The sequence below is a fragment of the Sulfitobacter sp. 1A13496 genome, assembly GCF_043557225.1.
In the GTDB taxonomy this organism is placed as follows: Bacteria; Pseudomonadota; Alphaproteobacteria; order Rhodobacterales; family Rhodobacteraceae; genus Sulfitobacter; species Sulfitobacter faviae.
In genome coordinates this window covers 778,869-804,742 of record NZ_JBIFFP010000001.1, presented here as the reverse complement: position 1 = coordinate 804,742, position 25,874 = coordinate 778,869, and the positions used below count along the sequence as shown (strand labels likewise).

General features: G+C 62.1%; 26 protein-coding genes and 1 tRNA gene. 18 read left to right on the top strand and 9 right to left on the bottom strand.

Going from position 1 to position 25,874, the window contains the following annotated elements; genetic code table 11:
• Positions 1–93 precede the first annotated feature (93 nt).
• The gene (locus ACGYLX_RS03940; RefSeq protein WP_394447434.1) at positions 94–696 is read left to right on the top strand and encodes an NTP transferase domain-containing protein; all 603 of its coding nucleotides are present in this window, start codon (positions 94–96) and stop codon (positions 694–696) included.
• 70 nt (positions 697–766) lie between these two features.
• Here ACGYLX_RS03940 and ACGYLX_RS03935 read toward each other — a convergent pair whose 3' ends face one another.
• Entirely contained in the window at positions 767–3,679 is a 2,913-nt protein-coding gene (locus ACGYLX_RS03935; protein WP_394447432.1) for a Hint domain-containing protein, read from the bottom strand.
• A 1,357-nt stretch (positions 3,680–5,036) separates the two neighbouring features.
• On the opposite strand from ACGYLX_RS03935, the gene ACGYLX_RS03930 reads away from it, so the two are divergent.
• The 10 genes from ACGYLX_RS03930 to ACGYLX_RS03885 all read left to right on the top strand — a co-directional run bounded on the left by ACGYLX_RS03930 (position 5,037) and on the right by ACGYLX_RS03885 (position 14,557).
• Positions 5,037–5,309 carry a DUF1127 domain-containing protein gene (locus ACGYLX_RS03930; protein WP_169306066.1) on the top strand — a complete coding sequence of 91 codons (273 nt, stop codon included), beginning with the start codon at positions 5,037–5,039 and terminating at the stop codon, positions 5,307–5,309.
• A 297-nt stretch (positions 5,310–5,606) separates the two neighbouring features.
• On the top strand, positions 5,607–6,575 hold the full coding sequence (locus ACGYLX_RS03925) for an ABC transporter substrate-binding protein (RefSeq protein WP_394440959.1): 969 nt from the start codon (positions 5,607–5,609) through the stop codon (positions 6,573–6,575).
• Between the two features lie 255 nt (positions 6,576–6,830).
• Positions 6,831–7,856, top strand: a complete 1,026-nt coding sequence (locus tag ACGYLX_RS03920) for a proline/glycine betaine ABC transporter permease (protein ID WP_271693596.1) — start codon at positions 6,831–6,833, stop codon at positions 7,854–7,856.
• A gap of 8 nt (positions 7,857–7,864) precedes the next feature.
• Positions 7,865–8,908, top strand: a complete 1,044-nt coding sequence (locus ACGYLX_RS03915; RefSeq protein ID WP_271693595.1) for a glycine betaine/L-proline ABC transporter ATP-binding protein — start codon at positions 7,865–7,867, stop codon at positions 8,906–8,908.
• A gap of 249 nt (positions 8,909–9,157) precedes the next feature.
• Complete coding sequence (locus tag ACGYLX_RS03910; protein ID WP_271687490.1) at positions 9,158–10,033, top strand: STAS domain-containing protein; 876 nt, start codon at positions 9,158–9,160, stop codon at positions 10,031–10,033.
• A gap of 1 nt (position 10,034) precedes the next feature.
• A complete protein-coding gene (locus tag ACGYLX_RS03905; RefSeq protein WP_271687493.1) occupies positions 10,035–10,388 on the top strand; it encodes an STAS domain-containing protein in 354 nt (117 codons plus the stop codon).
• Positions 10,360–10,800 (top strand): ATP-binding protein, encoded by a 441-nt coding sequence (locus tag ACGYLX_RS03900; RefSeq protein WP_271687494.1) that lies wholly within the window; start codon positions 10,360–10,362, stop codon positions 10,798–10,800. The genes ACGYLX_RS03905 and ACGYLX_RS03900 overlap by 29 nt, the downstream gene beginning before the upstream one ends.
• Entirely contained in the window at positions 10,797–11,807 is a 1,011-nt protein-coding gene (locus ACGYLX_RS03895) for an ATP-binding protein (RefSeq protein ID WP_394447430.1), read from the top strand. Before ACGYLX_RS03900 ends, ACGYLX_RS03895 begins: the two co-directional genes overlap by 4 nt.
• Positions 11,807–12,943 (top strand): sensor histidine kinase, encoded by a 1,137-nt coding sequence (locus tag ACGYLX_RS03890; RefSeq protein WP_394447428.1) that lies wholly within the window; start codon positions 11,807–11,809, stop codon positions 12,941–12,943. Before ACGYLX_RS03895 ends, ACGYLX_RS03890 begins: the two co-directional genes overlap by 1 nt.
• A 174-nt stretch (positions 12,944–13,117) precedes the next feature.
• Complete coding sequence (locus ACGYLX_RS03885) at positions 13,118–14,557, top strand: aldehyde dehydrogenase family protein (protein WP_394447427.1); 1,440 nt, start codon at positions 13,118–13,120, stop codon at positions 14,555–14,557.
• A gap of 64 nt (positions 14,558–14,621) precedes the next feature.
• Here ACGYLX_RS03885 and arsH read toward each other — a convergent pair whose 3' ends face one another.
• From arsH to ACGYLX_RS03870, 3 genes are read right to left on the bottom strand one after another with little or no spacing between them, the layout of a single operon-like run.
• Positions 14,622–15,332 (bottom strand): arsenical resistance protein ArsH, encoded by a 711-nt coding sequence (gene arsH, locus ACGYLX_RS03880; RefSeq protein ID WP_394447425.1) that lies wholly within the window; start codon positions 15,330–15,332, stop codon positions 14,622–14,624.
• A 39-nt stretch (positions 15,333–15,371) separates the two neighbouring features.
• Positions 15,372–16,430 carry an ACR3 family arsenite efflux transporter gene (gene arsB / locus ACGYLX_RS03875; protein WP_394447423.1) on the bottom strand — a complete coding sequence of 353 codons (1,059 nt, stop codon included), beginning with the start codon at positions 16,428–16,430 and terminating at the stop codon, positions 15,372–15,374.
• Between the two features lie 29 nt (positions 16,431–16,459).
• The gene (locus tag ACGYLX_RS03870) at positions 16,460–16,789 is read right to left on the bottom strand and encodes a helix-turn-helix transcriptional regulator (protein WP_271693587.1); all 330 of its coding nucleotides are present in this window, start codon (positions 16,787–16,789) and stop codon (positions 16,460–16,462) included.
• Positions 16,790–16,911: 122 nt separating this feature from the next.
• Here ACGYLX_RS03870 and ACGYLX_RS03865 point away from each other — a divergent pair, with 122 nt between their 5' ends.
• Positions 16,912–17,526: a hypothetical protein gene (locus tag ACGYLX_RS03865; RefSeq protein ID WP_394447421.1), complete on the top strand. Its 615-nt coding sequence runs from the start codon at positions 16,912–16,914 to the stop codon at positions 17,524–17,526.
• Between the two features lie 12 nt (positions 17,527–17,538).
• Here ACGYLX_RS03865 and ACGYLX_RS03860 read toward each other — a convergent pair whose 3' ends face one another.
• Entirely contained in the window at positions 17,539–18,111 is a 573-nt protein-coding gene (locus tag ACGYLX_RS03860; protein ID WP_394447419.1) for a TetR/AcrR family transcriptional regulator, read from the bottom strand.
• Between the two features lie 99 nt (positions 18,112–18,210).
• Here ACGYLX_RS03860 and ACGYLX_RS03855 point away from each other — a divergent pair, with 99 nt between their 5' ends.
• Positions 18,211–18,777 carry a carboxymuconolactone decarboxylase family protein gene (locus ACGYLX_RS03855; RefSeq protein WP_394430972.1) on the top strand — a complete coding sequence of 189 codons (567 nt, stop codon included), beginning with the start codon at positions 18,211–18,213 and terminating at the stop codon, positions 18,775–18,777.
• A gap of 60 nt (positions 18,778–18,837) precedes the next feature.
• Here the strand turns inward: ACGYLX_RS03855 and ACGYLX_RS03850 are convergent, their stop codons facing one another.
• Positions 18,838–19,383: a YaeQ family protein gene (locus ACGYLX_RS03850; protein WP_271687506.1), complete on the bottom strand. Its 546-nt coding sequence runs from the start codon at positions 19,381–19,383 to the stop codon at positions 18,838–18,840.
• A 213-nt stretch (positions 19,384–19,596) separates the two neighbouring features.
• Here ACGYLX_RS03850 and ACGYLX_RS03845 point away from each other — a divergent pair, with 213 nt between their 5' ends.
• Positions 19,597–20,598: a glycoside hydrolase family 113 gene (locus tag ACGYLX_RS03845; protein ID WP_394447417.1), complete on the top strand. Its 1,002-nt coding sequence runs from the start codon at positions 19,597–19,599 to the stop codon at positions 20,596–20,598.
• A gap of 67 nt (positions 20,599–20,665) precedes the next feature.
• Here the strand turns inward: ACGYLX_RS03845 and ACGYLX_RS03840 are convergent.
• A tRNA-Leu gene (locus tag ACGYLX_RS03840) sits at positions 20,666–20,749 on the bottom strand.
• Between the two features lie 126 nt (positions 20,750–20,875).
• Here ACGYLX_RS03840 and ACGYLX_RS03835 point away from each other — a divergent pair.
• The 4 genes from ACGYLX_RS03835 (at position 20,876) to ACGYLX_RS03820 (ending at position 24,038) form a co-directional block, all read left to right on the top strand.
• Positions 20,876–21,454: a YqaA family protein gene (locus tag ACGYLX_RS03835; protein WP_394447415.1), complete on the top strand. Its 579-nt coding sequence runs from the start codon at positions 20,876–20,878 to the stop codon at positions 21,452–21,454.
• Entirely contained in the window at positions 21,451–21,918 is a 468-nt protein-coding gene (locus ACGYLX_RS03830) for a disulfide bond formation protein B (RefSeq protein WP_394447413.1), read from the top strand. Before ACGYLX_RS03835 ends, ACGYLX_RS03830 begins: the two co-directional genes overlap by 4 nt.
• Positions 21,919–22,050: 132 nt before the next feature.
• Positions 22,051–22,974, top strand: coding sequence for an arginase (gene rocF, locus ACGYLX_RS03825; protein ID WP_394447411.1), 924 nt, complete (start codon positions 22,051–22,053; stop codon positions 22,972–22,974).
• A 14-nt stretch (positions 22,975–22,988) separates the two neighbouring features.
• Positions 22,989–24,038, top strand: coding sequence for an ornithine cyclodeaminase (locus ACGYLX_RS03820; protein WP_394408878.1), 1,050 nt, complete (start codon positions 22,989–22,991; stop codon positions 24,036–24,038).
• A gap of 33 nt (positions 24,039–24,071) precedes the next feature.
• Here ACGYLX_RS03820 and ACGYLX_RS03815 read toward each other — a convergent pair whose 3' ends face one another.
• The gene (locus ACGYLX_RS03815) at positions 24,072–25,238 is read right to left on the bottom strand and encodes an FAD-dependent monooxygenase (RefSeq protein ID WP_394408875.1); all 1,167 of its coding nucleotides are present in this window, start codon (positions 25,236–25,238) and stop codon (positions 24,072–24,074) included.
• A gap of 59 nt (positions 25,239–25,297) precedes the next feature.
• A complete protein-coding gene (gene dksA / locus ACGYLX_RS03810; protein WP_168613149.1) occupies positions 25,298–25,720 on the bottom strand; it encodes an RNA polymerase-binding protein DksA in 423 nt (140 codons plus the stop codon).
• Positions 25,721–25,874: the final 154 nt, after the last annotated feature.

The window sequence follows — 25,874 nt, the reverse complement described above, 5'->3', positions numbered from 1 at the left end:
ATCTGCACTCTGGCCCGGCGCGAAACGCCGCCCCACGGCGCGGGGGCAAGAAAGCCCTTATCCTCGCCCCCCGTGCCCGGTAGGTTGGGCGGCATGACGATAGCCCCTTTGCCCGTGATCCTCCTCGCCGCCGGTGCCTCCACTCGGATGCGGGGGCGTGACAAATTGTTGGAAGATATCGGCGGTGAGCCCTTGTTGCGCCGTCAGGCACGGCTGGCGCAGGGCATTGGCCCCGTCACCGTCGCCCTGCCGCCCCCGCCGCACCCGCGCTACACGGCGCTTAGCGGGTTGGACATCACGCCGCTGCCCGTTCCCGAGGCCGCAGAGGGCATGGGCGCCAGCCTGCGCCGCGCCTTTGCCGCCCTGCCGTTGGACACGCCCGCCGCCATGGTGCTGCTGGCCGATATGCCCGCGCTTGAGGCCAGCGATCTTGCCCGCCTCGCGGCTGCGGTGGACCTGACGGGCGAAACCCTGATCTGGCGCGCGACCACGGAGGACGGCAAGCCCGGGCATCCCATCATCTTTGCCGCCGCGCTTTTCGATCAGTTGAAACAGCTGCGCGGCGATGACGGGGGCCGCGCGGTTGTGCGCGCTGCCGCAGACCGGATGCAGCTTGTGCCCCTGCCCGGCCAGCGCGCAAGGCGCGACCTCGACACGCCCGAGGACTGGGCGGCGTGGCGCGCAGAGCAGGAATAGCCCGCGCATGAAAAAACGGGGCGGTCGCCCGCCCCGTTTTCAAACTTTGTCACGCTTGGCTTTTGCCGGATCACTTCACCAGCAGGCTGGCCTCGTGCTTTTTCAGCGAACGACGCGCGGCGGTGTAGCCTTCGATCCCGTTCTTTGTCGCCAGTTCGGGGAACAGTTCAAAGATTTCCTGACGCTGCTCTTCACCGATACCGGCCAGCGACATGTCACCGGGCTGGAAGCTCTCGGTCCATGTCCCGTCGGAGAGGATCACCTCGTGACGGTCGAACATCACATGGATGTAGCTGGTGCCCGAAACCTCGACCACGTCGATGCCTTCCATCCCGGTCAGGTGTTTCGCCGCGACGAGCACCTCACGCTCTTCGAAGTAGAGCGCGGTCTTTTCATTGGCGACCAAGACGCGGTGGTTGGGGCTGACCATCATGTCACGCTCGGGCAGATCGTTGCCAAGCGCACCTTTGCGGATCAGCACCGGCTTGAGATGCGCGGCCATTTCGAACTCGGCCCCCGTTATCTCACGCGCGCCGACCCAGCGGATCGTCTGGATGCCGTTGTCGCGGGTGATGACCCGGTCACCGACCTCAAGCGTCTCGACCAGAACCTCGCCGCGCGGCGTGGCGATCTTGGTCCCCGGTGTGAAACAGGGGATCACATTCTCGATCTCGACGAAGTTCAAACGCCCGGCATCGCTGCCATCTTGGTTGAAGTAGTCAACGAAACCGTCTTCGCGATCGTCGGAGGTATAGGTGATCTCCAGACGGCCACCCTCGGGGGCAGAGCCGCGCAGGTCGAGCGTGTCGTAATCCACGCCCGCGCTGCCACCATCGACATCATCGCCTGCGTTGACGTTGACGAAGCTGTCTTGATCGGCACCGCCGGTCATCACGTCGACGCCTGCGCCACCGTCGAGCAGATCGTCACCCCGACCGCCTTGCAGTTCGTCGTCGCCTTCGCCGCCCATCAGCGTGTCATTCTCACCGCCACCGTCAAGCAGGTCATCGCCTTCGCCGCCGACCAGCAGGTCGTCGTCCCGGTTGCCGCGCAGGGTGTCGTCGCCGGTGCCACCGTCAAGCTCGTCATTGCCCTGACCGCCCGACAGGCTGTCATCGCCCTGACCGCCCAGCAGCGTGTCGTCGCCGGTGTTGCCCGAGATGACGTCATCGTCGATCTGGCCGTCGATATAGTCATCGCCCGAGCCGCCGCGCAGCATGTCCGCATCGTCGGCGCCATAGATCACGTCATTGCCCGCGCCACCGTCGACCGTATCCATCCCGTTGTTCGGGTTGCGGTCGGGGGTGAAGGGGTTGGACGCATCCTCTTCGTCGGGGATGTCGAGCACATCGAGGCCCAGATCGGGGTCGTTGCCTGCATAGATCGTGTCGTTGCCAGCGCCGCCGAGCAGGCTGTCGTTGCCCTCGCCGCCGACGATCCGGTCGTCGCCGTCACCGCCGTCGACGATATCGTCGTCGATGCCAGCGTTGATCACGTCATCGCCGGTGCCGCCGGTGATGGTGTCGCGGTCATCGCCGGTGCTGATCGTGTCATTGCCCGCCCCGCCATCGACAGAGTCGCGGTCATTCTCGGGGTCGGCGTCGGGGTCAAAGCCCAGATCGTCGCTGTCGCTTTCCGGGTAGCCCAGATCGGGGGCGAGGTCATCGCTGCCGGTGGTGATCATGTCATCACCCTCACCGCCCTCGACCACGTCGGAGCCTGCGCCAGCCTCGACGATATCATCGCCGTCGCCCGCCAGAATTGTGTCGTCACCGTCGCCAGCGCGAACATAGTCGTCGTCGCCTTCCGCATCGGGCAGGATCGCGTCGTCATTGTCGATCATGTCGCCATCGGGGTCGCCGGTATAGGCGGTGTCGATCAAGTCTGCGCCCGCTGTGCCGTCGACATAGCCGTCACGGGTCGAACCGCCGTCGCCCACCGTCACGGTCACCGAGCCTTCGTCGGTCAGGCCGTCGGGGTCGGACACGGTATAGGTGATCGTCGCATCGCCGGTGAAGTCGTCATTGGCGACAAAGGTGATGGTGCCATCGTCGTTGATGGTCACGGTGCCATCATCGCTCGACGCATCTGTCACGCTCAGGGTGTCGCCGTCGACATCGGTGTCATTGTCCAGAACCGGGATCACGACCGGATCGGTGCCGGTGGTGTCGGCGGTGTCGTCATTGGCGACGGGGGCGTCGTTCACCGGGTTCACGGTGACATTCACGGTACCGGTGTCGGTGCCGCCATTGCCGTCATCCACGGTATAGGTGATTGTGGTGTCGCCGTTGAAATCCGCGTCGGGCGTGAAGGTCAGCGTGCCATCGTCATTGATGACGACCGGGCCCGCCGGGCAGGTTGCCATGGTGACGGTCAGCGTGTCGCCATCGCTGTCGCTGTCATTGCCCAGCACGTCGACGGTGCCGGAGGTGTCTTCGTCGATCTCAAGCACATCGTCTTCGGCCACGGGCGCGTCATTGCCGCCGCCCTGCGGTTGGCCATCGTCGAAAACCAAATTGTCGATCGCGCCCGAGCCTTCGAAACGCACTTCGAAACGCGACACGCCATCAATGTTGAACTGAACGAAACGCTCACCGCCATCGCCGGTGGGCTGCACATAATGGTTTTGGATCACATCGCCATTGTCATCGTAAAAGATGACACGGGTGCCTTCCCCGCCGGTCTCTTCGATGTCTTTGAAGGTCACGCCCTTCATGCGCACCATATCATCGAAGTCAAAGAACAAGCTGCCGCCGCCGGCGTTGTCGTCCGGGTCGCTTTGGTCGCCATCTTCGGAGACGATCAACAGCCCCTCAAGCGTGTCGGAGGCCAGATCGCTGTCGCCGCCCGTGGGGTTGCTGCTGTCAAAGATCATCGCATCGCCAGAGCCGCCGCTGGCCGAAACCGTAACGCCCAGATCCGCATATTCGTCGTCAATAATGGTGCCTGCGCTGAACGCATTGAAATCAAGTGTTCTAATCATTGTGAAATCTCCTGAGCGGTGTTGCACGCGGCGCGCAACGCGGCCGTCTTGGAAGTGGATGCTGTTTCAATTTGAGGAATGGAGCGCCGAACGGCAGAGCGGTCGAACCGGGCATTTCTTGCCCCGCAAAAGGCCAGTGGCAGGGCCTGTCGCTTGTGTATCATCTCGTCTCTCCCTCCGTTCACACGCGCCCCACTGGCAGAAATCCAGATCGAGCGGCACGCATCCTGCGCAACGAAGGGGAAGAGCCGGAACATGGCCCACAGCCGAGGCGCGATGCGCTTCGGTATGTTGTGCTTACGGTCGCAAACTTGCGGCGTATCCACATTTCCCGCATCCCTGATGCGCTTAATGCGGCCGCCCCCGTGACCTACAGACTTCTATGCCCCCCAGTTGGGCACCTATAGGAATAGCCCTCCTATACGAATGGACAAAGCAAAAAATGTTTGAAAATTGCCGGAACCAATTGAAGTTTTGCCGCAATTCAGGTGGTTTAGCGCGACTTTCGGGCGGGATTGTTTCCGGCGCACCCCGCGCCGGAATCCCGAATCGCCATAGAATTAAGGTGAATTAACGCCTGCGCGGGACGACTGCATCGATCCCTCGGTCAAGACTGTTTCGCATTGCGCGACAATGCCGCCGCAAATCAGCCGCATCTGCGCCGCCTTGTTTTCGTCATTCTTTTCGATTGCTTGTTCACCGGCTGGAACCAATCGCCCGCAAACCTGCGGAACTGGTGACGAAACCACGGGCGACCCGCCTTATTCCCGCCGAATCAACTCCTCGCGGCATTGAGCGCCCGCGGCGGCAAAAGCCGCGCGCGTTACGGGTGAGTCATGGTGAGCGCTCCGCCCCTCACTCCGCGCCGAGATTGACCGCGGAAAAAATGCAATTGCCAGCCGCGAAGGCCGCTCAAACAACCGCCCCTTTCCGTTCGATCCGCCGGGCCAAAATGCGCCAAATCCGACCCTCAAAACGACATTTCAGATGCTGCAAACGACACCGCGCCGGGCGGGCGGAAACCTCAGCCATAGTAGGCTCTGCGCCCTGCACATGCGGCAGGGTGTCGCACCCCTATTTCACCCTATTGCAAAGCCCGCTCGGGTGGACCAAATGCGCGGCATGTTGATGTATGCTGTTCATAAGAGGCGCCCGCGCAAACCGGGCACGCTGCTGAACCGCCGGTAACCCCGGTCGGACAGGCCGATCCGCCTGTTTAGACCATCGGGGTTCCAACTGACTTTCCGGATCACACTCGGGATGAGACCCACACAACCGACCCGGCCCGGCCTTCTGGCACTGACCGTCGTCTCTTGCGGATCCTTCCCACTTCGACCTTTTTGATATGGAGCATGCCATGCATTTCCGCCTGCTGAAAAACACAAACCAGATCGCCGGGATGCCCGGAACCGCCTTTAACGGCAGCATCGGTCAAGTCGCCAATGCCGAAGGGCTGGCCCTTGTCGCCATGCTGCGCCGTGCGCTGCGCGACACCGCGCGCCGTTGGGAGCGTAACCGCACGCTGTCGACCTTGAACGCGATGGACGACCGTCTGCTTCAGGATATCGGCCTGAACCGCAAAGATATTCCCCAGCACATCCGCGACATGGAAAGTTTTTCCCGCCGCTGAATGCTCTGGCCCGCGCCCTGCGTGAGGGGCCGTGCCGACCCTTAAAATATGGCGTTCTGCATGGGAACGCCGCATATAGCGGCATCGCGTCAGGCCCGGCGCGGTGCCCGTTCTTGCGTCTTGCGCCCGGCAATCGTGTTGCACAGGGGCGCATGATTTGTTTTCATATCTCCAGCAAACCCACCCATCGAAAGCTGCCGCGCCTATCGCGCGACCGGCTCCTTCTTGATGGAAAGGGGCAAAGATCAGCGGTGCGCGGCTGCGCGACACTGCGGATACAATAGAGGAGATATCACTATGAAACGCTATTTGCTTGGCACGGCCTTTGCCGTTGCAACCCCGATGGCCGCCGCCGCACAGGACTGTGGCGAAGTCTCGATCGCGGAAATGAACTGGGCTTCGGCGCAGATCGTCACCGCCGTCACCGAATTCCTGCTGACACAGGGCTATTCCTGCGACGTGACCGTGGTGCCTTCGGACACCACCCCCGCCGTGACCTCCCTGTCCGAGAACAACGAGCCGGACATCGTGCCCGAACTGTGGCCCAACTCCGCCGGTGACGCTTACAAGAAGCTGAAAGCGGACGGCAAGATTGTTGAACTCACCTCCGTGCTCGATCCCGGTGGCGTCGAAGGCTGGTGGATCCCCACCTATCTGGCCGAAGAGCACCCCGAGCTGAAGACCATCGAAGGCATTTTGGAAAACCCCGAACTGGTCGGCGGCATGTTCAACAACTGCCCCGATGGCTGGGGCTGCCGCGTGGTGAGCGACAACCTCGCGCGGGCCTATGACCTCGAAGGCAACGGCATCGAAGTCTTCAACCACGGCTCGGGTGAGACGATGGTGACCTCGATGGCCTCGGCCTACGAGAGCCAAGAGCCTTGGTTCGGCTACTACTGGGCGCCGACCACCCCGCTTGGCAAATACGACATGACCAGCGTCGATCTGGGCGAATATGACGAAGCCGCGCATAACGCCAACCAGAACGCCGACACGCCGGACCCCAAGCCTTCGGCCTTCCCGACCGCGCCGGTGCTGACCGTCATGACCAAGGATTTCCACGACGAGAACCCCGAGATCGCGGAGTTCATCGGCAATGTGACCTTCAAGACCGACGACATGAGCAAGCTGCTGGCATGGCAGGGTGAAAACAACGCCTCCAACGAGGAAGCGGCGGTGTATTTCCTGCAAAACAACAAGGACGTCTGGGCCGAATGGCTGAGCGATGACGCCCGTGGCAACCTGTCCAAGCTGCTTGAGCAGTAAGACAGACTGACCAAAACGACGGGCGGGGAACTCATCAGGGTTTCCCGCCCGTTCGTTTCGATGACCTGCGGCTAGACTTACGTCTTTTCATACCGACTGCGCCTTGACCCCTTTGGCCCGATGCGCAGTTCCTTTGTAAGGACATAGGTTTGAATTGCCGCCACTGCATGGGGCAGCCGACGCCGCGCGGCCTGCGCGGCGCACCGGCCCCCTTCCCCAAAGCAAACGGTCTGATGCAGGCCGGGAAAGCGACAGATGGCAACCTACGACAATCTCTTTGACACGCTCGGTCTGCGGGACTGGTGCGGCGACGATCAAGGCGGCGGGCTCAGCTCCATGGCCGACCTCATGGGCCAAGCGGGCGGTGATACCGACACCACGCTTTGGGACATGCCCTTCCCCTCTCTGGATGCGCTGCACGACAGTTGCGACGCCATCCCACAATCGCGCGACCTGACCCAAGGGCTGGAGCAAGGCTTCCTTGCCATCAAGGACAGTCTCAAAGTTGTTGTCGACCCCCTCACCCAACCGCTGAGCTGGGCGCTGGAAAACGCACTGTGGCTGATGCAGTCGGTGCCGTGGTTCGTGATGATCCCGCTTTTGATGGCAATCACCTATGCCGTGGGCCGTTCGCTCAAGCTGGTGGGTCTGGTGGCGCTGGTCTTTGGTTTCCTCGCCTTCATCGACTTTTATGAGCACACCATGCAGACGCTGGCGATCATCTTTGTCTGTGCCTTCATCTGCGTGCTTTTGGGCGTGCCCATTGGCATCGCCATGTCGCGCAGCGACAGGGTGCAACGCTCGATGATCCCGGTGCTGGACATGCTCCAGACCCTGCCGCCCTTCGTCTACCTCATTCCGCTGATCTTCCTCTTTTCGGTGACCGAGCCCAAGCTCTACGGCATCGCCATCATCCTCTATGCCATCGTCCCGGTGGTGCGCCTGACTGACCTTGGCATCCGTCTGGTCGATAAAGACGTGATCGAGGCCGCCGATGCCTTTGGCATGACCAACCGTCAAAAGCTCTACAAGGTGCAGATCCCGCTGGCCCTGCCCAACATCATGGCCGGTGTGAACCAGACCATCATGATGAGCCTTGCCATGGTCGTCATCGCCTCGCTGGTGTCCGCTCCCGGCCTTGGCGTGCTGGTGCTGCGCGGCATTCGCAGCCTTGAGTTGGGCGTGGGCCTCCTGTCGGGTCTGGGGATCGTGCTGCTTGCGATCATCCTTGACCGGGTCACCAAAGCCGCGCTCGCGCGGATCAACGCGGCGCAGAAGTGAGGCCAGACATGACAGACGACATCAAGATTTCCGTCCGCAACCTCTACAAGATCTTCGGCGACGATCCCAAAACCGCGCTGGAGAAGGTCCGCGGGGGGATGAGCAAAGCCGACCTTCAGGCCGAGACGGGCCATGTGCTGGGCCTTAATGACATTAACGTGGACATGCCTGCGGGCAAGACGACGGTGATCATGGGGCTCTCGGGCTCGGGCAAATCAACGCTGATCCGCCACCTCAACCGGCTGATCGACCCCACGGCGGGCGAGGTCATCGTGAACGGTGAGAACATCCTCGACTATAACGAGCGTCGCCTGCGCCAGTTGCGCAAGCATGACATGTCGATGGTGTTCCAAAAGTTCGCCCTGCTGCCCCACCGCACGGTGCTGGAAAACACCGGGCTGAGTTGGGAGATCGAAGGCAAAAGCCGCAGCAAATACGCGGATGAGGCCACCAAATGGCTCAACCGCGTCGGGCTGGAAGGCCAAGGAGAGCAGTATCCCGCGCAGCTTTCGGGCGGGATGCAGCAACGTGTGGGCATTGCCCGGGCGCTGACCTCAAACTCCGACGTGATGCTGATGGATGAGGCATTTTCCGCGCTCGACCCGTTGATCCGCACCGACATGCAGGACCTGCTGATCGAATTGCAGGAAGAACTGCATAAGACGGTGATCTTCATCACCCACGATCTGGACGAGGCGCTGAAACTGGCGGACCATCTGGTGATCCTCAAAGACGGGTTCATCGTCCAACAGGGCGAGCCGCAGCATATCCTGCTGAACCCCAACGATCCCTATATCGAAGCCTTCGTCAGCGACATTAACCGTGCCCGCGTGCTGCGCGTCCGCTCGGTCATGGAAAAGACCGATGTGCCGCCCACGGATGTGGCCGGTGAGGTTGATTTCGACGACACGCTGGAAAGCATCATTGCCGTTTCCGGCGGGGATACCACCAACAACTACCGCGTCATGCGCGAAGGCAAACAGGTTGGCGTGCTGCATATGCGCGATCTAGTGCGCGCGCTGGTGCCGCGTCACCCCGGCGAGGCGGCGTAATAACCTCGCGGCAACCTGACAGCCGCAAGACAAGACCAAGAAAGGGGCAGCACCCGGCCAAAGCGCCGTTGCTGCCCTTTTTGCAGGCGACCCTTACGTTTCGTCGCGAGAGCCTGCTTAAAAACAGCTACTTACGCGCCATTTCATTCTGTAAAACGGCGCTTTACCGCCGATCAAACTCCCTGCGTCCTATTGACACTCACGCCCACGATTGGCCTATGGGGGGTGAAATAAATACTGGGGTTCAAGATGCCGCAATCTGCTACGGCCAATATTCTGACTGTTCTCGACACCGATTTCAAAGGTATCATCGAGGAGTGGCTGGGAACGCAGGTCAAAGAAGGCGTAAAGCGTTCTGACCTGTTCTCCGATGCGGAGAGCCGTAACCAGAACCGCGAATTGCTCAAAGCCTTCTCCAAAGGTGTGCGCGATGGGGTCACCGGCGAGGATTTCGACTTTGACGACACCCAATGGGACGATCTGCGTGCCGTTCTGACCGATGTCAGTCGCGAGCGGGTCAACCGTGGCGTGACCCCGACCGAGATGGCGACCTTTGTGCTGGCGTTGAAAACGCCGCTGTTCAAACGGCTTGAGACGATGCTGGACAGCGACCATGCGATGCTGATCCGCGACGTGATGCTGGTTACCCGTCTCGTCGATGCCTTTGCCATCTACACGAATGAGATTTTCATTCTCGAGCGCGAGCAGATCATAGACCGCCAACGCCAAGAGATGTTGGAGCTTTCGACCCCCGTGGTCGAGCTTTGGGACCGCGTTTTGACCCTGCCGCTGATCGGCACGCTAGATTCCGCCCGCGCCCAAGAGGTGATGGAGAACCTGCTGCAAACCATTCTGGAGCGTCAGGCCGAAGTGGTCATCATGGACATCACTGGCGTCGGCACCGTCGATACGCAGGTGGCGCAACACCTGCTGCGCGCCGCCGCCGCCGTGCGCCTGATGGGGGCCGAATGTATCATCAGCGGCATCAGCCCGATGATCGCCCAGACCATGGTGCAGCTTGGCATCGACGTGGGCACTGTCTCGACCCGGTCCAGCATCCGCACCGCCCTTTCGGATGCGCTGATGACCGTCGGCTATGTGATCAAGAAGACCGAGGGCCAATAAGGTGGCCGGTGTCACGTCGATTAATCTGGTCGAACATGCGCTCCTCGTTTCGATACAGGATGACATCACGGACACGGAGATTTTGGAGCTTCAGGATCGGCTGTCGAACAAGATATCCCAGAATCGCATCGATGGGGTGATCCTCGATATCTCGGCGCTTGAGATCGTGGACACTTTCGTTGGGCGGGTGATTGCGCAGTTGGCGGGGATCTCTCGCCTGCTGGCGGCGGATACCTATGTGGTCGGCATGCGCCCCACGGTGGCGGTCACGCTGGTTGAGCTTGGCATGTACTTGCCAGAAATCCGCACCGCCTTGAGCCTGACCCATGCCCTCACCCAGCTACGACGCGTTTGATGAAAAGGACCTTGGGGCGCAGGTTCTTCTCTCTCAGTTCAAACTAAAGACCAGCGGCGACGCGGTTACGGTCCGCCAAGCCGTGGCGCGCTACATGAAAGAACACGGCGCTTCGGCGCTGAATGTCACACGCTTCGCCACCGCCGTCAGTGAAATCGCCCGCAACGCGATCGTTCACGCTGGCGGCGGCGAATTTTCCATCTATGTCGATCCAAGGGCCAAGCGGTTGAGCGTGGTCTGTTGGGACAAGGGACCGGGGATCGAGGACGTGGCACTGGCCCTAACGGACGGCTATACCTCGGGCGGCGGGCTTGGCCGGGGCTTGGGCGGCGCGCAGCGGCTGGCCCAGAAGTTTGAAATTCGCACCGCCGTTGGCGGGGGCACCAGCGTGTTGATGAGTGTGAACCTATGATACAGTGGGTCGAAGTTCAGGACCAAAGCGCCATCGCTGTGGTGCGCCGCGCCGCGCGTCGTCTGGCGGCGGAACACGGATGGCCCAAACATCGGACCGACGAATTGGCCATCGTCGCCACCGAAGCCACCACCAACATCCTGCGCTACGCCGAAAAGGGCCGCGCGCTGATCAATGCCCCGGCCGAGGGCAAGGGCGATAAGATCGTGATGATCTTTACCGACCGTGGCCCCGGCATCAGCGATATGGATCACATGTTTCAGGACGGCATGAGCAGCGGCGGCTCTGCTGGGCTGGGCCTCGGGGCGATCCGCCGCCTGTCGAATGATTTCGACATTTTCAGCGGGCCGGAGGTGGGCACCACCATCGTTTGCAGCTTTGTCAAAAACAGTACCCCCTGCCCGACCCATGGGGTCGAGGCCGTGGGCCTACGGGTCTGCCATCCGAACGAAGAAGAATGCGGCGACGATTACCTGCTGCGGCAGACGCCGAAAGCCACCGACATCCTGCTGTGCGACGGGTTGGGCCATGGCCCCGAAGCCGCAGCCGCTTCGCTGGAGGTCACCGACGCCGTCAAAGCCACGCGCAGCTTCAACAGTGAGCCGGGCGCGGTAATGTATGAGGTGACCGAGCAGTTGATCGGCAAACGCGGCGCGGTGGCGGCCCTTGTGCATATCGCGCAGCCGCAGATGGTCCTGCGCTATGCCGCCTTGGGGAATATCGCCACGCTGCGGGTCCGCGACGGTGCGGTCAAACGCCTGCCGGTGCGTGACGGGCGGATCGGTGCCCGCGCCACGCGAGGCTATGAAGACACCTTTGACCTTGAACCGGGGGATCTGATGATCCTGCACAGCGACGGGTTGAAAACCCTGCGCGACAGCTATCTTCCACAGGGTCTATTGTGGAAATCTCCGCTTTTGATCGCTGGCTACCTGCTCGACCGGGCATTTCGCGGGCGTGATGACGCCTCCATCGTGGTCATACGCATTGCACGGGACGCGGACTGATGAAAGCAACCAATCTCACCTCGGTGAACCTTGAAAAGGGCGGCGATATCGCAGCCCTGCGCCAGATCGCCCTGACCCTGACCGAAGCCATGCGCTTTACCTCATTCGAGCGGACGCGCACCGTCACCGCCGCCGTGGAACTGGGCCGCAATGCCATCGAGCACGGGCAGAAGGGCCGCGCGCGTTTTTCGTTGACCGATGTCAACGGCAAGCCCGCCCTTGGGCTGACGGTGATTGATCAGGGCCGTGGGATCGAAGAGGACAAGCTCGACCCCAACCGCGCCATCGTGTCTGAGACGGGCATGGGGCTGGGCCTGCGGGGCGTGCAGCGGATCGCGGCGCGTTTCGATGTGGACACCGGGCAAGAAGGCACGCGGGTTCATGCGGAGTTCCTCCTGCCCGAGCCGCAAAGCGCGGTCGAGCAGATCAAGGCCGATGCTCTCGCGGCGCTGGAGGCCTATAATGCCAAAGACCCCACCGCCGCGCTGACCGAACAGAACCGCGAACTCAGCGAAGGCATCGCCGACCGCGATCTCTTGATGCAGGAGCTTCACCACCGCACGGGCAACAACCTTGCCCTGATCGTGGCGCTGATCCGGATGAGCAAGACCCAAGCCAAAGAGGATGAGACCCGCCAAGTGTTGCGCGAGTTGGAGACCCGGGTGGGTTCGCTCTCCAAGGCGCATGAGCTGATGCAACGCTCAACCGACAGCACCGACCTTGATCTGGAGGATATGCTGGATGAAGTCGCCAAAAACGCCGAACGCGCCTTTACCGGAGATCGTCAGAGCATCGCGATCAAGCTGATTTGCCCCAGCCTGAAGATGGACAACAAACTGGCCGTCGACATCGGGCTGATCGTGGGTGAGCTGATCACCAACGCCTATAAACACGCTTTCAAAGGGCGCGACAAAGGGGTGATCACCATCGAAGTCACGCAAGAGGATGACGAAGGGCTCACGCTCAAGGTCTATGACGATGGCGTCGGCCTGCCCGATGACGCCAAACGGCCCGAGAGGTCGGATTCGCTGGGCTGGCGCATGATCCGCACGCTGACCTTCCAGCACGAAGCGACGCTGAAGGTCGAAGGCCAAGACGGGCTTTGTGTCGAAATCAGCTTCCCGGCGCAGGGCTGAGCGCCCCCTACCCGCCCGCAGGTTTCAAGCCACCGCGCCCGTCTTTTTGATCAAAAATCACCTCTGAACTTTTCCGCCCCGTAAAATTGTCTTAGGCATATCGGGAGCCGGCGATTCCCGGACACTTCTAGGCGGCAAGAAAGACGCGCGCCTGGCCAATAACGGAGACAGAGCATGATCGAAAAACGTGATTTCTATATCGACGGCAAATGGGTCGCCCCGCTTGAGGGCAGAGAACATAAGGTCATCAACCCGTCGACCGAAGAACCCTGCACCGTGATCTCGCTCGGCGGGCCGAAGGATGTGGACGCTGCCGTGGCTGCGGCCAAGGCCGCCCTGCCCGCATGGATGGCCACCGCCCCCGAAGAGCGTATCGCGCTGATGGAGAAACTGGCCGAGGTCTATAAATCCCGCACCGAGGACATGGCGCAGGCGATCAGCACCGAGATGGGCGCGCCCATTGAGATGGCGCGCAGTTCCCAATGGGGGGCGGGTTACACCCACCTGAAGAACTTCATCAAAGCGGCGAAAGATTTCAAATTTGTAAAGCCTTTGGGCGATCACGCGCCGAACGACCGGATCATTCACGAAGCGGTTGGCGTCGTGGCGATGATCACGCCGTGGAACTGGCCGATGAACCAAGTGATGCTGAAAGTCGGCGCTGCTGTCGCCGCGGGCTGCACCATGGTGCTGAAGCCGTCTGAGGAAAGCCCGCTGAGCGCGGTGATCTTTGCCGAGATGATGGATGAGGCAGGCTTCCCCGCCGGTGTCTTCAACCTTGTGAACGGCGACGGCGCGACCGTGGGCACCGCCCTGACCGGCCATGAGGATGTGGATATGGTGAGCTTCACCGGCTCCACCCGCGCCGGCATCGCGATCTCCAAGAACGCGGCGGATACACTGAAGAAGGTCCATCTGGAGCTTGGCGGCAAGGGCGCGAACCTTGTCTTCGCCGATGCCGATGACAAGGCCGTCAAACGCGGCGTGCTGCATATGATGAACAACACCGGCCAAAGCTGTAACGCGCCGAGCCGGATGATGGTCGAGGCCAGTGTCTATGACCAAGCGGTCGAGACGGCAGCCGAAGTGGCCAATAAGGTCGAAGTCGGCCCCGCCAGCGAAGAGGGCCGCCACATCGGTCCCGTCGTGAACGAAGCGCAATGGGGCAAGATCCAAGACCTGATCCAGAAAGGCATCGACGAAGGCGCGCGTCTGGTGGCCGGTGGCACCGGTCGGCCCGAGCATCTGAACCGGGGTTTCTATGTCAAACCCACCGTTTTCGCCGATGTGACGCCCGATATGACCATCGCCCGCGAAGAGATCTTTGGCCCCGTGCTTTCGATCATGAAGTTCGAGAGCGAAGATCAAGCCGTTGAGATGGCCAATGACACGGTCTATGGCCTGACCAACTATGTTCAATCCAGCGATGGCACCCGCCGCAACCGTCTGGCGACCAAGCTGCGTTCGGGCATGGTTGAGATGAACGGCGAGAGCCGTGGCGCAGGTGCGCCCTTCGGCGGCATGAAACGTTCGGGCAACGGGCGCGAAGGCGGCGTTTGGGGGATCGAGGACTTCTGCGAAATCAAAGCGGTTTCCGGCTGGTCCAACGACTGATCGCTTTTTAGCGCGAGTATGATGCGGCAGGGCCAAGATTGGCCCTGCCGTTTGCATTTGGCGGTCAGATCGCCTTTTGGTTTACCCGTTTGGAAAGCTCCTCGGCGCTTTCCTTACGCTCGCTATAACGGTCGAGCAGATAATCCTTATTGTCGCGGGTCAGCAGGGTGAATTTCACCAACTCCTCCATCACATCGACCACGCGGTCATAGAAGGGTGAGGGTTTCATCCGGTCACCCTCGTCAAACTCCAAGAAAGCTTTGGGGGTCGAGGATTGGTTGGGGATGGTCAGCAGCCGCATCCAGCGGCCCAAAATGCGCAACTGGTTCACCGCGTTGAAACTTTGCGACCCCCCGCTGACCTGCATCACGGCCAAGGTCTTGCCTTGGGTCGGGCGCACCCCGCCGAGCGACAGGGGGATCCAGTCGATCTGGGTTTTCATGATCCCCGTCATCGCGCCGTGGCGTTCGGGCGAACACCAGACCATGCCTTCGGACCATGACACCAGATCGCGCAGTTCCTGCACCTTGGGATGCTCAGGCGCGACATCGTCGGGCAGCGGCAGGCCCGTGGGGTTGAAAGTCCGCGTCTCGGCCCCGAGACGGGTGAGGATGCGGGCGGCCTCTTCGGTCATCAGACGGCTGAAGGACCGCGGGCGAAGCGAGCCGTAGAGCAGCAGAATGCGCGGGCCGTGGGTGACGCGCTTTGGCGACAGGAGGCGGCTCTCGTCGATGGGGTTGAAGTGGTCTTCTTCGATATTTGGCGTATCGGTCACGGGAATTTCCTTAGGCGGCAGAGGGTTATCGGGCGTGGTTCATTTGGCGGCGGGGAACCAATGCTGTGTGCGGTTGGCAAAGCCTACGAGGGAGAGCATGACCGGCACTTCGACCAGGACGCCCACGACGGTGGCCAAAGCCGCGCCCGACCCCAGCCCAAAGAGGCTGATCGCCACGGCGACGGCCAGTTCAAAGAAGTTCGACGTGCCGATCAAGGCGCAGGGGGCGGCCACGTTGAAGGGAATGCCCCAAGCCCGCGCGGCGCCATAGGCGATGAAGAAGATGCCGTAGGATTGCAGCAACAGCGGCACGGCAATCAGTGAGATCACGAGCGGGCGGTCGAGGATCACCTCGCCCTGAAAGCCAAAGAGCAGCACGACCGTCAGCAGAAGCCCCATGATGGCAAAGGGCTGCACCCGAGCCTTAAAAGCGTCGACCGCCGCCTCACCGCCCTTGGCCACCAACCGCCCGCGGGTAAGGTAGCCCGCCAGCAGCGGCAGCATGACGTAGAGGCCGACCGAGATCAGCAGCGTGTCCCAAGGCACGGTGATATCGGTCACGCCCAAGAGGAAAGCCACGATCGGCGCGAAGGCGAAGATCATGATCACATCGTTCACGCTGACCTGCACCAGCGTATAGGTGGCGTCGCCGCGGGTGAGGTTGGACCAGACAAAGACCATGGCGGTACAGGGCGCTGCGCCCAAGAGGATCACGCCCGCCAGATAGGCCTGCGCATCATCCGGCGGGATCAGCCCGGCGAAGACATGATTGAAGAACAACACCCCAAGGGCGGCCATGGTGAAGGGTTTGATCAGCCAATTGACCACCAGCGTCACCACCAGCCCTTTCGGCTTGTCCCCCACCTGCCGCAGCGCGCCGAAATCGACGCCGACCATCATCGGATAGACCATGGCCCAGATCAGCACCGCCACCGGCAGGTTGACCGAGGCGACCTCAAGCGCCGCCAGCGCGCCGAAAATACCGGGAAAGAGATTGCCCAGCAAAAGCCCCGCCCCAATGGCCAGCGCCACCCAGAGCGAAAGCCAGCGTTCAAAAGCCCCAAGGCCAGCGGTTGCGGGATCAGCGGTATCGGTCATGGCGGTCTTTCGTGTTGGGGGTTCGGGGGTTAGCAGCAGGTCAGCTCATCCAGCAGCGGTTGGCAGAGTTCAGGCTGGCCGCCGCAGCAGTCTTCCAAGAGAAAGCCCAGCAGCGCGCGCAGCCCGTTCATATCGGCGAAATATCGGATGCTGCGTCCTTCGCGCTTGCTGCGGATCAGCCCTGCGCGGGCCAGCACCGAGAGGTTGGCCGACATCGTATTTTGCCGCACATCAAGCGCGGTGCCGATCTCGCCCGCCGACATGCCTTTACCGCCCGCTTTGATCAGCAGGCGAAAGACATCCAGCCGGGTCGACTGACCCAAGGCGGCGAAGGCTTGGAGGGCGTTTTCATTATCCATATATCGCGAATTATTGATATAATACCGCCCGGTCAACCCCGCCCCGCCAATCTCTGTGCAACGAAGCGCCGCCCCGTGCGTTAATCTCGCGACCCCCGCAGGCTTGGTAAGGAAGAGACAGAATGCTCGATTGGATCGCAGAGAATTCCGGCACGTTGCAAGTGGCGGTGAGCCTTTTTACGGCAGTGGTCTGGCTGGCCTATCTGCATATCCTATGGCTCAACTTCCGGCGGCAGCGACAGCCGGTGATCTTGATCAACCGATCGATTGCCCGGGATGAGAATGCCCATTGCTTCGTGACCAATATGGGGGCCGAGCCGATTTACCTGCTGGAGGTCATGGCACGGGTGGTGACGGATGACAAAACCTACCACGTCAAGGTCACCGAACGCGAAGAGGTGGCACTGAACGATGTGGAGAACCCCCTGACCCGCACCAATCAAGGGCCGATCAAAAGCGGTGATTTCATCGACATCGGCAGTTTTCTCGACCTGCTCCGCCGCGCCGAGACGCGGATCGGGACCGAGGGGCTGTTCGATAAAGTCCGGCAGATGGACCTCACCGTTGCTGCAGCGGATGGCCATACCACCAAGCTGATCGCCGCGCGGCTTGAGTTCCGGGCGGAATGGAAAGACGGCAAACCCTATTTCGTGCCGGAACGGATCATGGCGCGTCAGATCCGCAATATTTTTCAACGGCGCAAGATCACGGCCATGCTGGAAGAGCAGATCGAATAGCGCGGCCTCAGGTTACAACCGCTCCAGACCTTCGGCGATTTCACGGGCAATGGCATGGGCGTCGATCTCCTCCCGCTCGGCCGAGACGCGCAGGCCCAAAAGGTCGCTCTGATAGCGGCGTGCCAGCGCCTTCGGGTCATGCGCCGCGCCGATTTCCCCGTCCCGCTGCATCTGGGCGAAAAGGGCCGCGAATTGCTCTTCCATCCCCATAAGATGCGCGCTGGCCCGTTTCGCCAACGGGTGGCCATGGGCCTGCAACTCCAGCAAAGTTTTGGAGAGCATGCAGGCTTTGGCCGGAGCCTCCTCGCGGCAGATCGCCAATTCGGGATAGCGTTTCAGCGCCGCCATCGGACCATGTTCCGCGACCAATTCGGCCAAGCGCCCGGCCCCATCCTCGGCATATTTGTCCAAAGCGATTTCAAACAGCGCCTCTTTTGACCCGAAGGCCGCGTAGAAACTGCCGGGCTTCATCTTCAGCACCGCTTCGAGGTCTTTCAGCGACGTGCCCGCCCAGCCCTGACGCCAGAACAGATCGCGGGCGCGGTCGATCAGCTCGGCTCGGTCGTGGTTCGGTTTGCGGGGCATGAGATCACCATATGTTGAACGATCACTCAAATATATACTTGAGTGATCGCTCAAGAAAGCCTAAATGACGGATATCGACGATTTACAAAGGTAAAAACCATGACATTCCCGTCCCACGACCAAAACACCGCGCCCGAAGCCTCCAAGCCGCTGCTGGAAGAATCGCAAAAGGCCTTTGGCCGCCTGCCGGGTCTGCACAAGGTGCTGGCCGAAAGCCCGCAGGCCTATGAGGGCTATCAGGTGCTGCATAAGCTTTTCACCGAGACTGACTTTGACGCCGAAGAACTGACCGTGGTCTGGCAGTCGATCAACGTCGAGAACGAGTGCCACTACTGCGTGCCCGCCCACACCGGCATCGCCAAGATGATGAAAGTCTCGGACGAGATCAGCGACGCGCTGCGCAATGAAACGGCCCTGCCGACGCCGAAACTCGAAGCGCTGCGAACCTTTACCGTGCAAATGGTGCGCAACCGCGGCTTCGTTTCCGACGCGCAGATGCAGGCGTTTTTCGACGCAGGCTATGGCCACCGCGCGGTGCTGGACGTGATCCTCGGCATGGCGCAGAAAACCATCTCCAACTACGTCAACCACGTTGCCGAAACCCCGGTGGATGAGGTTTTCCAGCCGCTGGCATGGAAGCGCGGCGACAAGAAGCTGGACGTTTAAATTTAAAGGCGCGCCCATAGAGGCGCGCCTTTTTTCGACAGCCTTTAAGCGCGCTGTCCTTTACCGGGCAGTCTTCCAACGGTCGAGCGTGAGCGTCACCATCGCCTCATCAAGGTTCACCGTCACCTCGCCGTCTTGGATCATCACCTGAAGCTTCATCGCCCGGCTGGCCAGTTCCGCCAGCGCCTTGGTGTCACCCTCGGCCAGGTTCACCACGTCCAGATTGTCAAAACGGGTGGTGCCGTTCTTGACCTTATCCCACCAGACCTCCGCCGTTTTGCCGCCGTAGGGATAGACCACCACCTTGGCCGCTTTGTTGCAGGACTGGCGCAGGACCTTCTCGCTTGGCAAGCCGAGCGTGATCCAAACGTCCAACTCGCCGCTCAGACTCTTCTGCCAGATGTCCGGCTCATCATCCGTAGAGAGGCCCTTGGTCATCTCCAGATGCTCATGGGCGTTAAGGGCAAAGGCCACCAGCCGCACCATCAGCCGCTCATCGGTTTCCGAAGGGTGTTTGGCGATGGTCAGCTTATGGGTCTCGTAATAATGACGGTCCATGTCCGAGACCGAAAGCTCGACTTTGTAGATGGTGGCATTCTGCGCCATGATATGTCTCGTTTTCCAAGGTAGGCGCTGCCTACGCGCTTGGGCCGACCGGGGAAAGGGAATTGTCACGGGGCTCTGCGCGGGTCCGACAGATAAAAGCGCGCCAATTTTGCGCGAAATTGACGCTATTCGGCCCGCGGCTGCGACCAAAAGGCCAAGCATCTTCGCCAGCATGCCGTTGTGCGGCAGGGGAAGTCGCCCTACCCTAGCCCCATGATCGACCGTCGCACGCTTCTCTGGGCCCTCGGCTCTACCGCTTTGACTGCGACAGCGGCGTTTTCGCGAGAGGCGGGTGGCATCCTACGCGGGTTCAATCTGATCGAGACGCCGAACGCCCCCTTCGGCAGCCCCGCCGCCGCCCAAAGCATCGCGCGGCTGCGTGACACGGGCGCGACGGCGGCGACGGTGATCCCCTTCCTATGGCAGCCTTCGCCCAGCTCCAGCGCCATCGTCATGGGGGATGCGCTGCCCCATGACAGGATCGCCGCCGGGATCGCGCAGCTGCACGCCGCCGGGATCGCCGCCATCGTCAAACCCCATGTCTGGGTGCCCGAAAGCTGGGCCGGCGCCATTGCCCCCGAGCCGGACAGCGCAGACGCATGGCACGCCGCCTACGCAGAGGTTCTACGCGCCATCGCGTTCACAGCAGAGCGTAACGGCGCCGACGTGCTTGTCCTCGGCACCGAATTGCGCGGCGTATCGGGGGCGGCGCGTTGGGGCGAGACCATCGCCGAGATACGCGCGCTTTTCAGCGGAAAGCTCACCTATGTCGCCCACGGCGCCGATGAGGCCGAGGAGATCACCTTTTGGCCCGAACTGGATGCCGTAGCGGTATCCCTCTACCCCGTTCTAGGCGCCCCGGACGCGCCGACCGATTGGGACCGCGCCATTACCGCAGAATTGGACCGTGTCGCCGCCGTGGCGCGAAAACACGCAAAACCCATCTGGATCGCGGAAATCGGCCTCCGCTCCGCCGAAGGCGCGACCGCCCGCCCATGGGAAAGCGCCGAAGAACGCGCCGCCCCCGCCGACATGGCGCTTCAGGCGGAGGTGCTGGATCGCTGGCTCCGCGCCCTCAAGGCCCGCGGGATTCGTGACGTCTGGATCTGGCGTTGGTTCACCGACCCCGAAGGCGGCGGCGCGGGAGACACTGATTTTACGGTGCAGAATAAGGTGGCGCAGGAGGTGATCGCAGGGTTTTGGCGCGAAGAATGAACAGGCTCGAAAGGCGCAGAGCACCGGTGTCATTCATGTAAATATGCGGAAAACCTTACGAAGAAGGTGGTACCCAAGGCCGGACTCGAACCGGCACGCCTCGCGGCGGGGGATTTTGAATCCCCTGCGTCTACCATTCCGCCACTTGGGCACGTAGGGCGATGTAGCCTGCAAAAGCGGCAGGAGCAAGTGGATTTTCACCCCTGCTGCGGGCTCAGTTGCTTGACCTTGGACGCGCGACATGGTGAGGCATTCAAAACAGCCGGAGCCCCCGATAATGATCCGCCGCCTTTATGACTGGACCCTGGGCCTGGCCCAACACCGCCATGCCCTTTGGGCGCTTGCCGTTGTCGCATTTGTCGAAAGCTCCTTCTTTCCCATCCCCCCCGACATCCTGATGATCCCGATGATCATCGCGCGGCCAAATCGCGCCTGGCTGATCGCCGGGGTGGCGCTGCTCGCGTCGGTCTTGGGCGGGCTTTTGGGTTATGCCATCGGCGCGCTGGCCTTTGAGAACCTCGGCCAGCCGATCCTTGCAAGTCTGGGCAAGACCGATGCGATGGCGGAATTCTCGTCCCGGTTCAATGACATGGGCTTTTGGGCGGTGCTGGTCGCCGGGGTCACACCCTTCCCTTACAAGGTCATCACGATCATGTCGGGCTGGACGGGTATGCCGCTTGGCACCTTTATCATGACCTCGATCCTCGCCCGCGGGCTGCGGTTCTTTGTCGTGGCAGGGCTGCTGTGGCGCTTTGGCGCACCGATCCGAGACTTCATTGAACGGCGCTTGGGTTTGATGTTCACATTGGCCGTCGCCCTGCTGATCGGCGGCTTCATGGTGGTGAAGGTTCTATGACGGGTAAGACATTGACTTTGCTGGCGACGCTCGGTTCGGCCGCGCTGTTGCTGGGGGCTTTCGGGTTTCAACATCTGGGCGGCTACGCGCCCTGTCAGATGTGCCTTTGGCAGCGCTGGCCCCATGCAGCGGCGGTGCTGATTGGGGCAATCGTGCTGCTGGGCGGGCCGCGCATGCTGGCTTGGCTCGGCACCTTGGCGGCGGCGGTGACCGCGTTGATCGGCGTCTTTCATGCCGGTGTGGAATGGGGCTGGTGGCCGGGGCCAAGTTCCTGCACCGGCGGCGGCATGGATTTGGGCAGCCTCGATGGCGGGTCGCTGCTGTCGACCGAGGGCCCCAGCGGCTTGGTCATGTGCGATGAGATCGTCTGGCAGTTTCTGGGCCTGTCGATGGCCGGGTGGAACGCGATTTTCTCTTTCATCTTGGTCGGCCTTTGGGTCGCCGCCGCGCGGAAGGCGGCCTGAAAGACGAGAACCGGACAAACTGGACAGGTGACCTTCCAGTTTGTCAAAAACACCCCCGAAACGGACAGTTTGACGGCTTGTCGTTCGACAGATGCGCGGATTATCTGAGATCAAACATCTCAGGAGTCCCCCATGTCGAACCAACAGAACTGTATTTTGCTGGGCGTTCCGCTGGACAGCGGCAAGCGCCGTCGCGGCTGCCTGATGGGGCCGGACGCCTACCGCACCGCGGGGCTGGAGCGCGCGCTGCGCGACCTCGGCCATAGCGTGACCGACCGCGGCAACGTGGCCCCCGCCCCCTTCCACGCCAAGGAGCACGAGAAGCTGCATGCGCTGGAAGAGACCATCGCCTGGACCGAGAGCCTCGCTGCCGCCGCCGATGCGGCGATGGACGACGGCTTGCCGATCTTCATGGGCGGCGACCACGCGTTGGCGCTCGGCACCGTGCTGGGCGCGATGCGCCACGCCGAGAAGGCGGGCCGCCCGCTCTTCGTGCTCTGGCTCGATGCGCATACGGATTTCCACACGCCCCAGACCAGCGACAGCGGCAATCTGCACGGCACGCCGTTGGGCTATGTCACCGGGCGCGAGGGGTTTGACGGCTTCCCCGTGATCGACAGCCCCCTGCCCCATGACAATATTGCCATGATCGGGCTGCGCTCCGTCGATGCGGCCGAACGTGCCGCATTGCAGGAAACCACCGTTACTTACGTCGACATGCGCGAGATCGACGAGAGCGGCATCGCCAAGCCGCTGCAACGCTTCCTCGACAAGGTCGCGGCGGCGGGCGGGATGCTGCATGTCTCGCTCGACGTTGATTTCCTCGATCCTTCCGTCGCGCCCGCCGTGGGCACCACCGTGCCGGGCGGCGCCACCGTGCGCGAGGGGCATCTGGTGATGGAGATGCTTTCGGACAGCGGGCTGATGAGCTCGCTCGATCTGGTGGAGCTGAACCCCTTCCTCGATGAACGCGGGCGCACCGCGCAGCTGATGGTCGACCTCACCGCCTCGGCCTTTGGCCGCCGCGTCTTTGACCGCCCCACACGCGCATATTGATTGGAGACCCCAAGATGACCAACCTCAAACCCTCCGACAAGGCGCTGGTGCCTTTCGTTTCCGTCGACCAGATGATGAAGCTCATCCACCATGTTGGCGTCGAAGAGATGCTGCGCGGGCTGGCCGAATATATCGAAGCCGATTTCAAACGTTGGGAGCTTTTTGACAAGACCCCGCGCGTGGCGAGCCACTCCGAGAAGGGCGTGATCGAATTGATGCCGACCTCGGACGGCGATGTTTACGGTTTCAAATACGTCAATGGCCATCCCGACAACACCAAAACCGGCTTCCAGACCGTGACCGCCTTTGGCCTTCTGGCCAATGTGGCCAACGGCTACCCGGTGCTGCTGACCGAGATGACGATCCTCACCGCGCTGCGCACGGCGGCGACCTCGGCGGTGGTGGCGCGGCTGCTGGCGCCCAAGGGCAGCCGAGTCATGGCGATGATCGGCAACGGCGCGCAGTCCGAGTTCCAAAGCCTCGCCATGAAGGCGATCTGCGGCATCGACGAGGTGCGGCTTTACGACATCGACCGCGCGGCAACCGCGAAATGCGCGCGCAATCTGGCGGGCTCGGGGCTGAAGGTCGTGGAATGCGACAGTGCCGAGGAGGCGATCATGGGCGCGCAGATCATCACGACCTGCACCGCGGACAAGCAATATGCCACGATCCTGACCGACAATATGGTCGGCTCCGGCGTACATATCAACGCGATCGGCGGCGACTGTCCGGGCAAGACGGAACTGGCGCCCGCGATCCTGCACCGCTCGGGCATCTTCGTGGAATACCCCGAGCAGACCCGCATCGAGGGCGAAATCCAGCAGCTTGAGCCTGACCACCCGGTGACCGAGATCTGGCAGGTGCTGACCGGTCAGGCAGAGGGCCGCCGCGATGCGCAACAGATCACCCTGTTCGACTCCGTGGGCTTCGCGATCGAAGATTTCTCGGCCCTGCGCTATGTCCGCGACCAGATTGCCGAAACCGGGCTGTTCCAGCCGCTCGACCTTCTGGCCGACCCGGATGATCCGCGCGACCTGTTTGGCATGCTGCAACGCGCGGGTTGAGTGTTTGGGGCCGCCGTTCTTCCGCGGCGGCCTCTACCCTTTCGTCACGTCATGGGCATAGAGCCAATCGAAGGCCCGCAGCATGGCACCGGGGGCCAGCGTTGAGGCGATGCGCAGCCCGGTATGGGCCGCAAAGCGTATCGGACCTGAGCGCAGGTGATAGCGGGTGGCGTTGCCTTCGGAGGTTTTCACGATGCGCCGCGCCCGGTCGATGCGCGCCGCCTGATAGGCGGTGAGCGCCGCGTCGCGCGGATAGCGGGTCAGGCAATCGGCCAAGACCCATGCATCCTCCAACGCCATATTCGCGCCCTGCGCCAGAAAGGGCAGTGTCGGATGGGCCGCGTCGCCCAAAAGCGCGACGCCATCGGCCTGCCAATTTGCGGCGACGGGGTGATGGTGCAGCCCCCAGAGAGTGACCTCCTCCACCGCCTCCAACATCTGCGCGGCCTGTGCCCCGAAACCGGCAAAGGCGCGGCGCAGGTTGGCGGGATCGTCGCGATGGTGCCAGCCTTCGGCGGCCCAATCGTCACGCTCTTCCACGGCCACGAGGTTGACCATACGCCCCTCGCGTAACGGATAGCTGACCAGATGCTTCCCCGGCCCCATGGTGACCCGCGCCTCGGGCGGATGATCGACCACGTTGGGGATAAGCGCGCGCCATGCGACCTGCCCCGAGAACCGCGCCTGATCCGCCCCATTCAACTGTATCCGCCCGACCGAGTGGATGCCATCGGCGGCCACCACCAGTTCCGCCCGCCGCCGCCCGCCGCGCGCCATCTGGACCTGCGGCAAAGCGCCGGGGTGGATGGAGGCGACCTGCGCATCGGTCTCGAAAGTGACATTGGCCCGCTGTGCGGCCTCACGCAAAAGGTCGATCAGATCGGCACGGTGGAGGAAATAATAACGCTGGTCCTCCGGCAGGCGGGTCAGGTCCAGCCGCGCCACTTGGCCGCCCTTGGCATAGTCGCAAAGCCGTACCACCTGCCCGCGCACCGCACCGCGTGCCGCCAACCCACGCTCAAGCCCCAGCCCGCGCAGGACGGCGAGGCCATTGGGGCTGATCTGAAGCCCGGCACCGATCTCGGAAAAGCGCGCGGCCTGTTCGAGCAGGGTCACGGCCACGCCACGCCGCGCCAGCGCTGTGGCCAGCGCCAGCCCGCCGATCCCGCCGCCCACGACAATCGCATTGGAAGGTTTCATTCGCGCCCCAACCACAAACGCCGAAGCATTTGCCCCGGCGTGTGGTGTTTCAGGTGATGTCAGTCGTCGCGGTGGACTTTTTCGCGCCGCTCGTGACGCTCTTGCGCCTCAAGGGTCATGGTGGCTATGGGCCGCGCGTCCAGCCGTTTGAGCGAGATCGGATCGCCGGTGACCATGCAGTAACCGAACTCTCCCTCGTCGATCCGCCGCAGCGCCGCGTCGATCTTGCCGACCAGTTTACGCGCCCGATCCCGGGTGCGCAGTTCCAAAGCGCGGTCGGTCTCTTCCGAGGCGCGGTCGGTCACGTCCGGGATGTTCCGGGTGCCGTCTTGCAGTGTTTCGATGGTGTCGCGGCTGCCTGCCAACAGTTCCGCCTTCCAGTTGATCAGCTTGCGACGAAAGTACTCAAGCTGACGGTCATTCATGAATGGCTCGTCCTCGGCCGGACGATAGTCGTCCGGCAGGAACATTTCCTGCTTCATTTGTTTTTCCCCGGCGTTTTTCAACTCAGACATTAAAAAGGCCTGTCTCCCGACATCGTCCCCTGCCGCAGCGTCTATCTGAGCGGGTAACAATTGTCACTACACAATCCCTTTGATTTTTGGTTAAAGGCCAAGGATCAAGCGCCCGTCACAC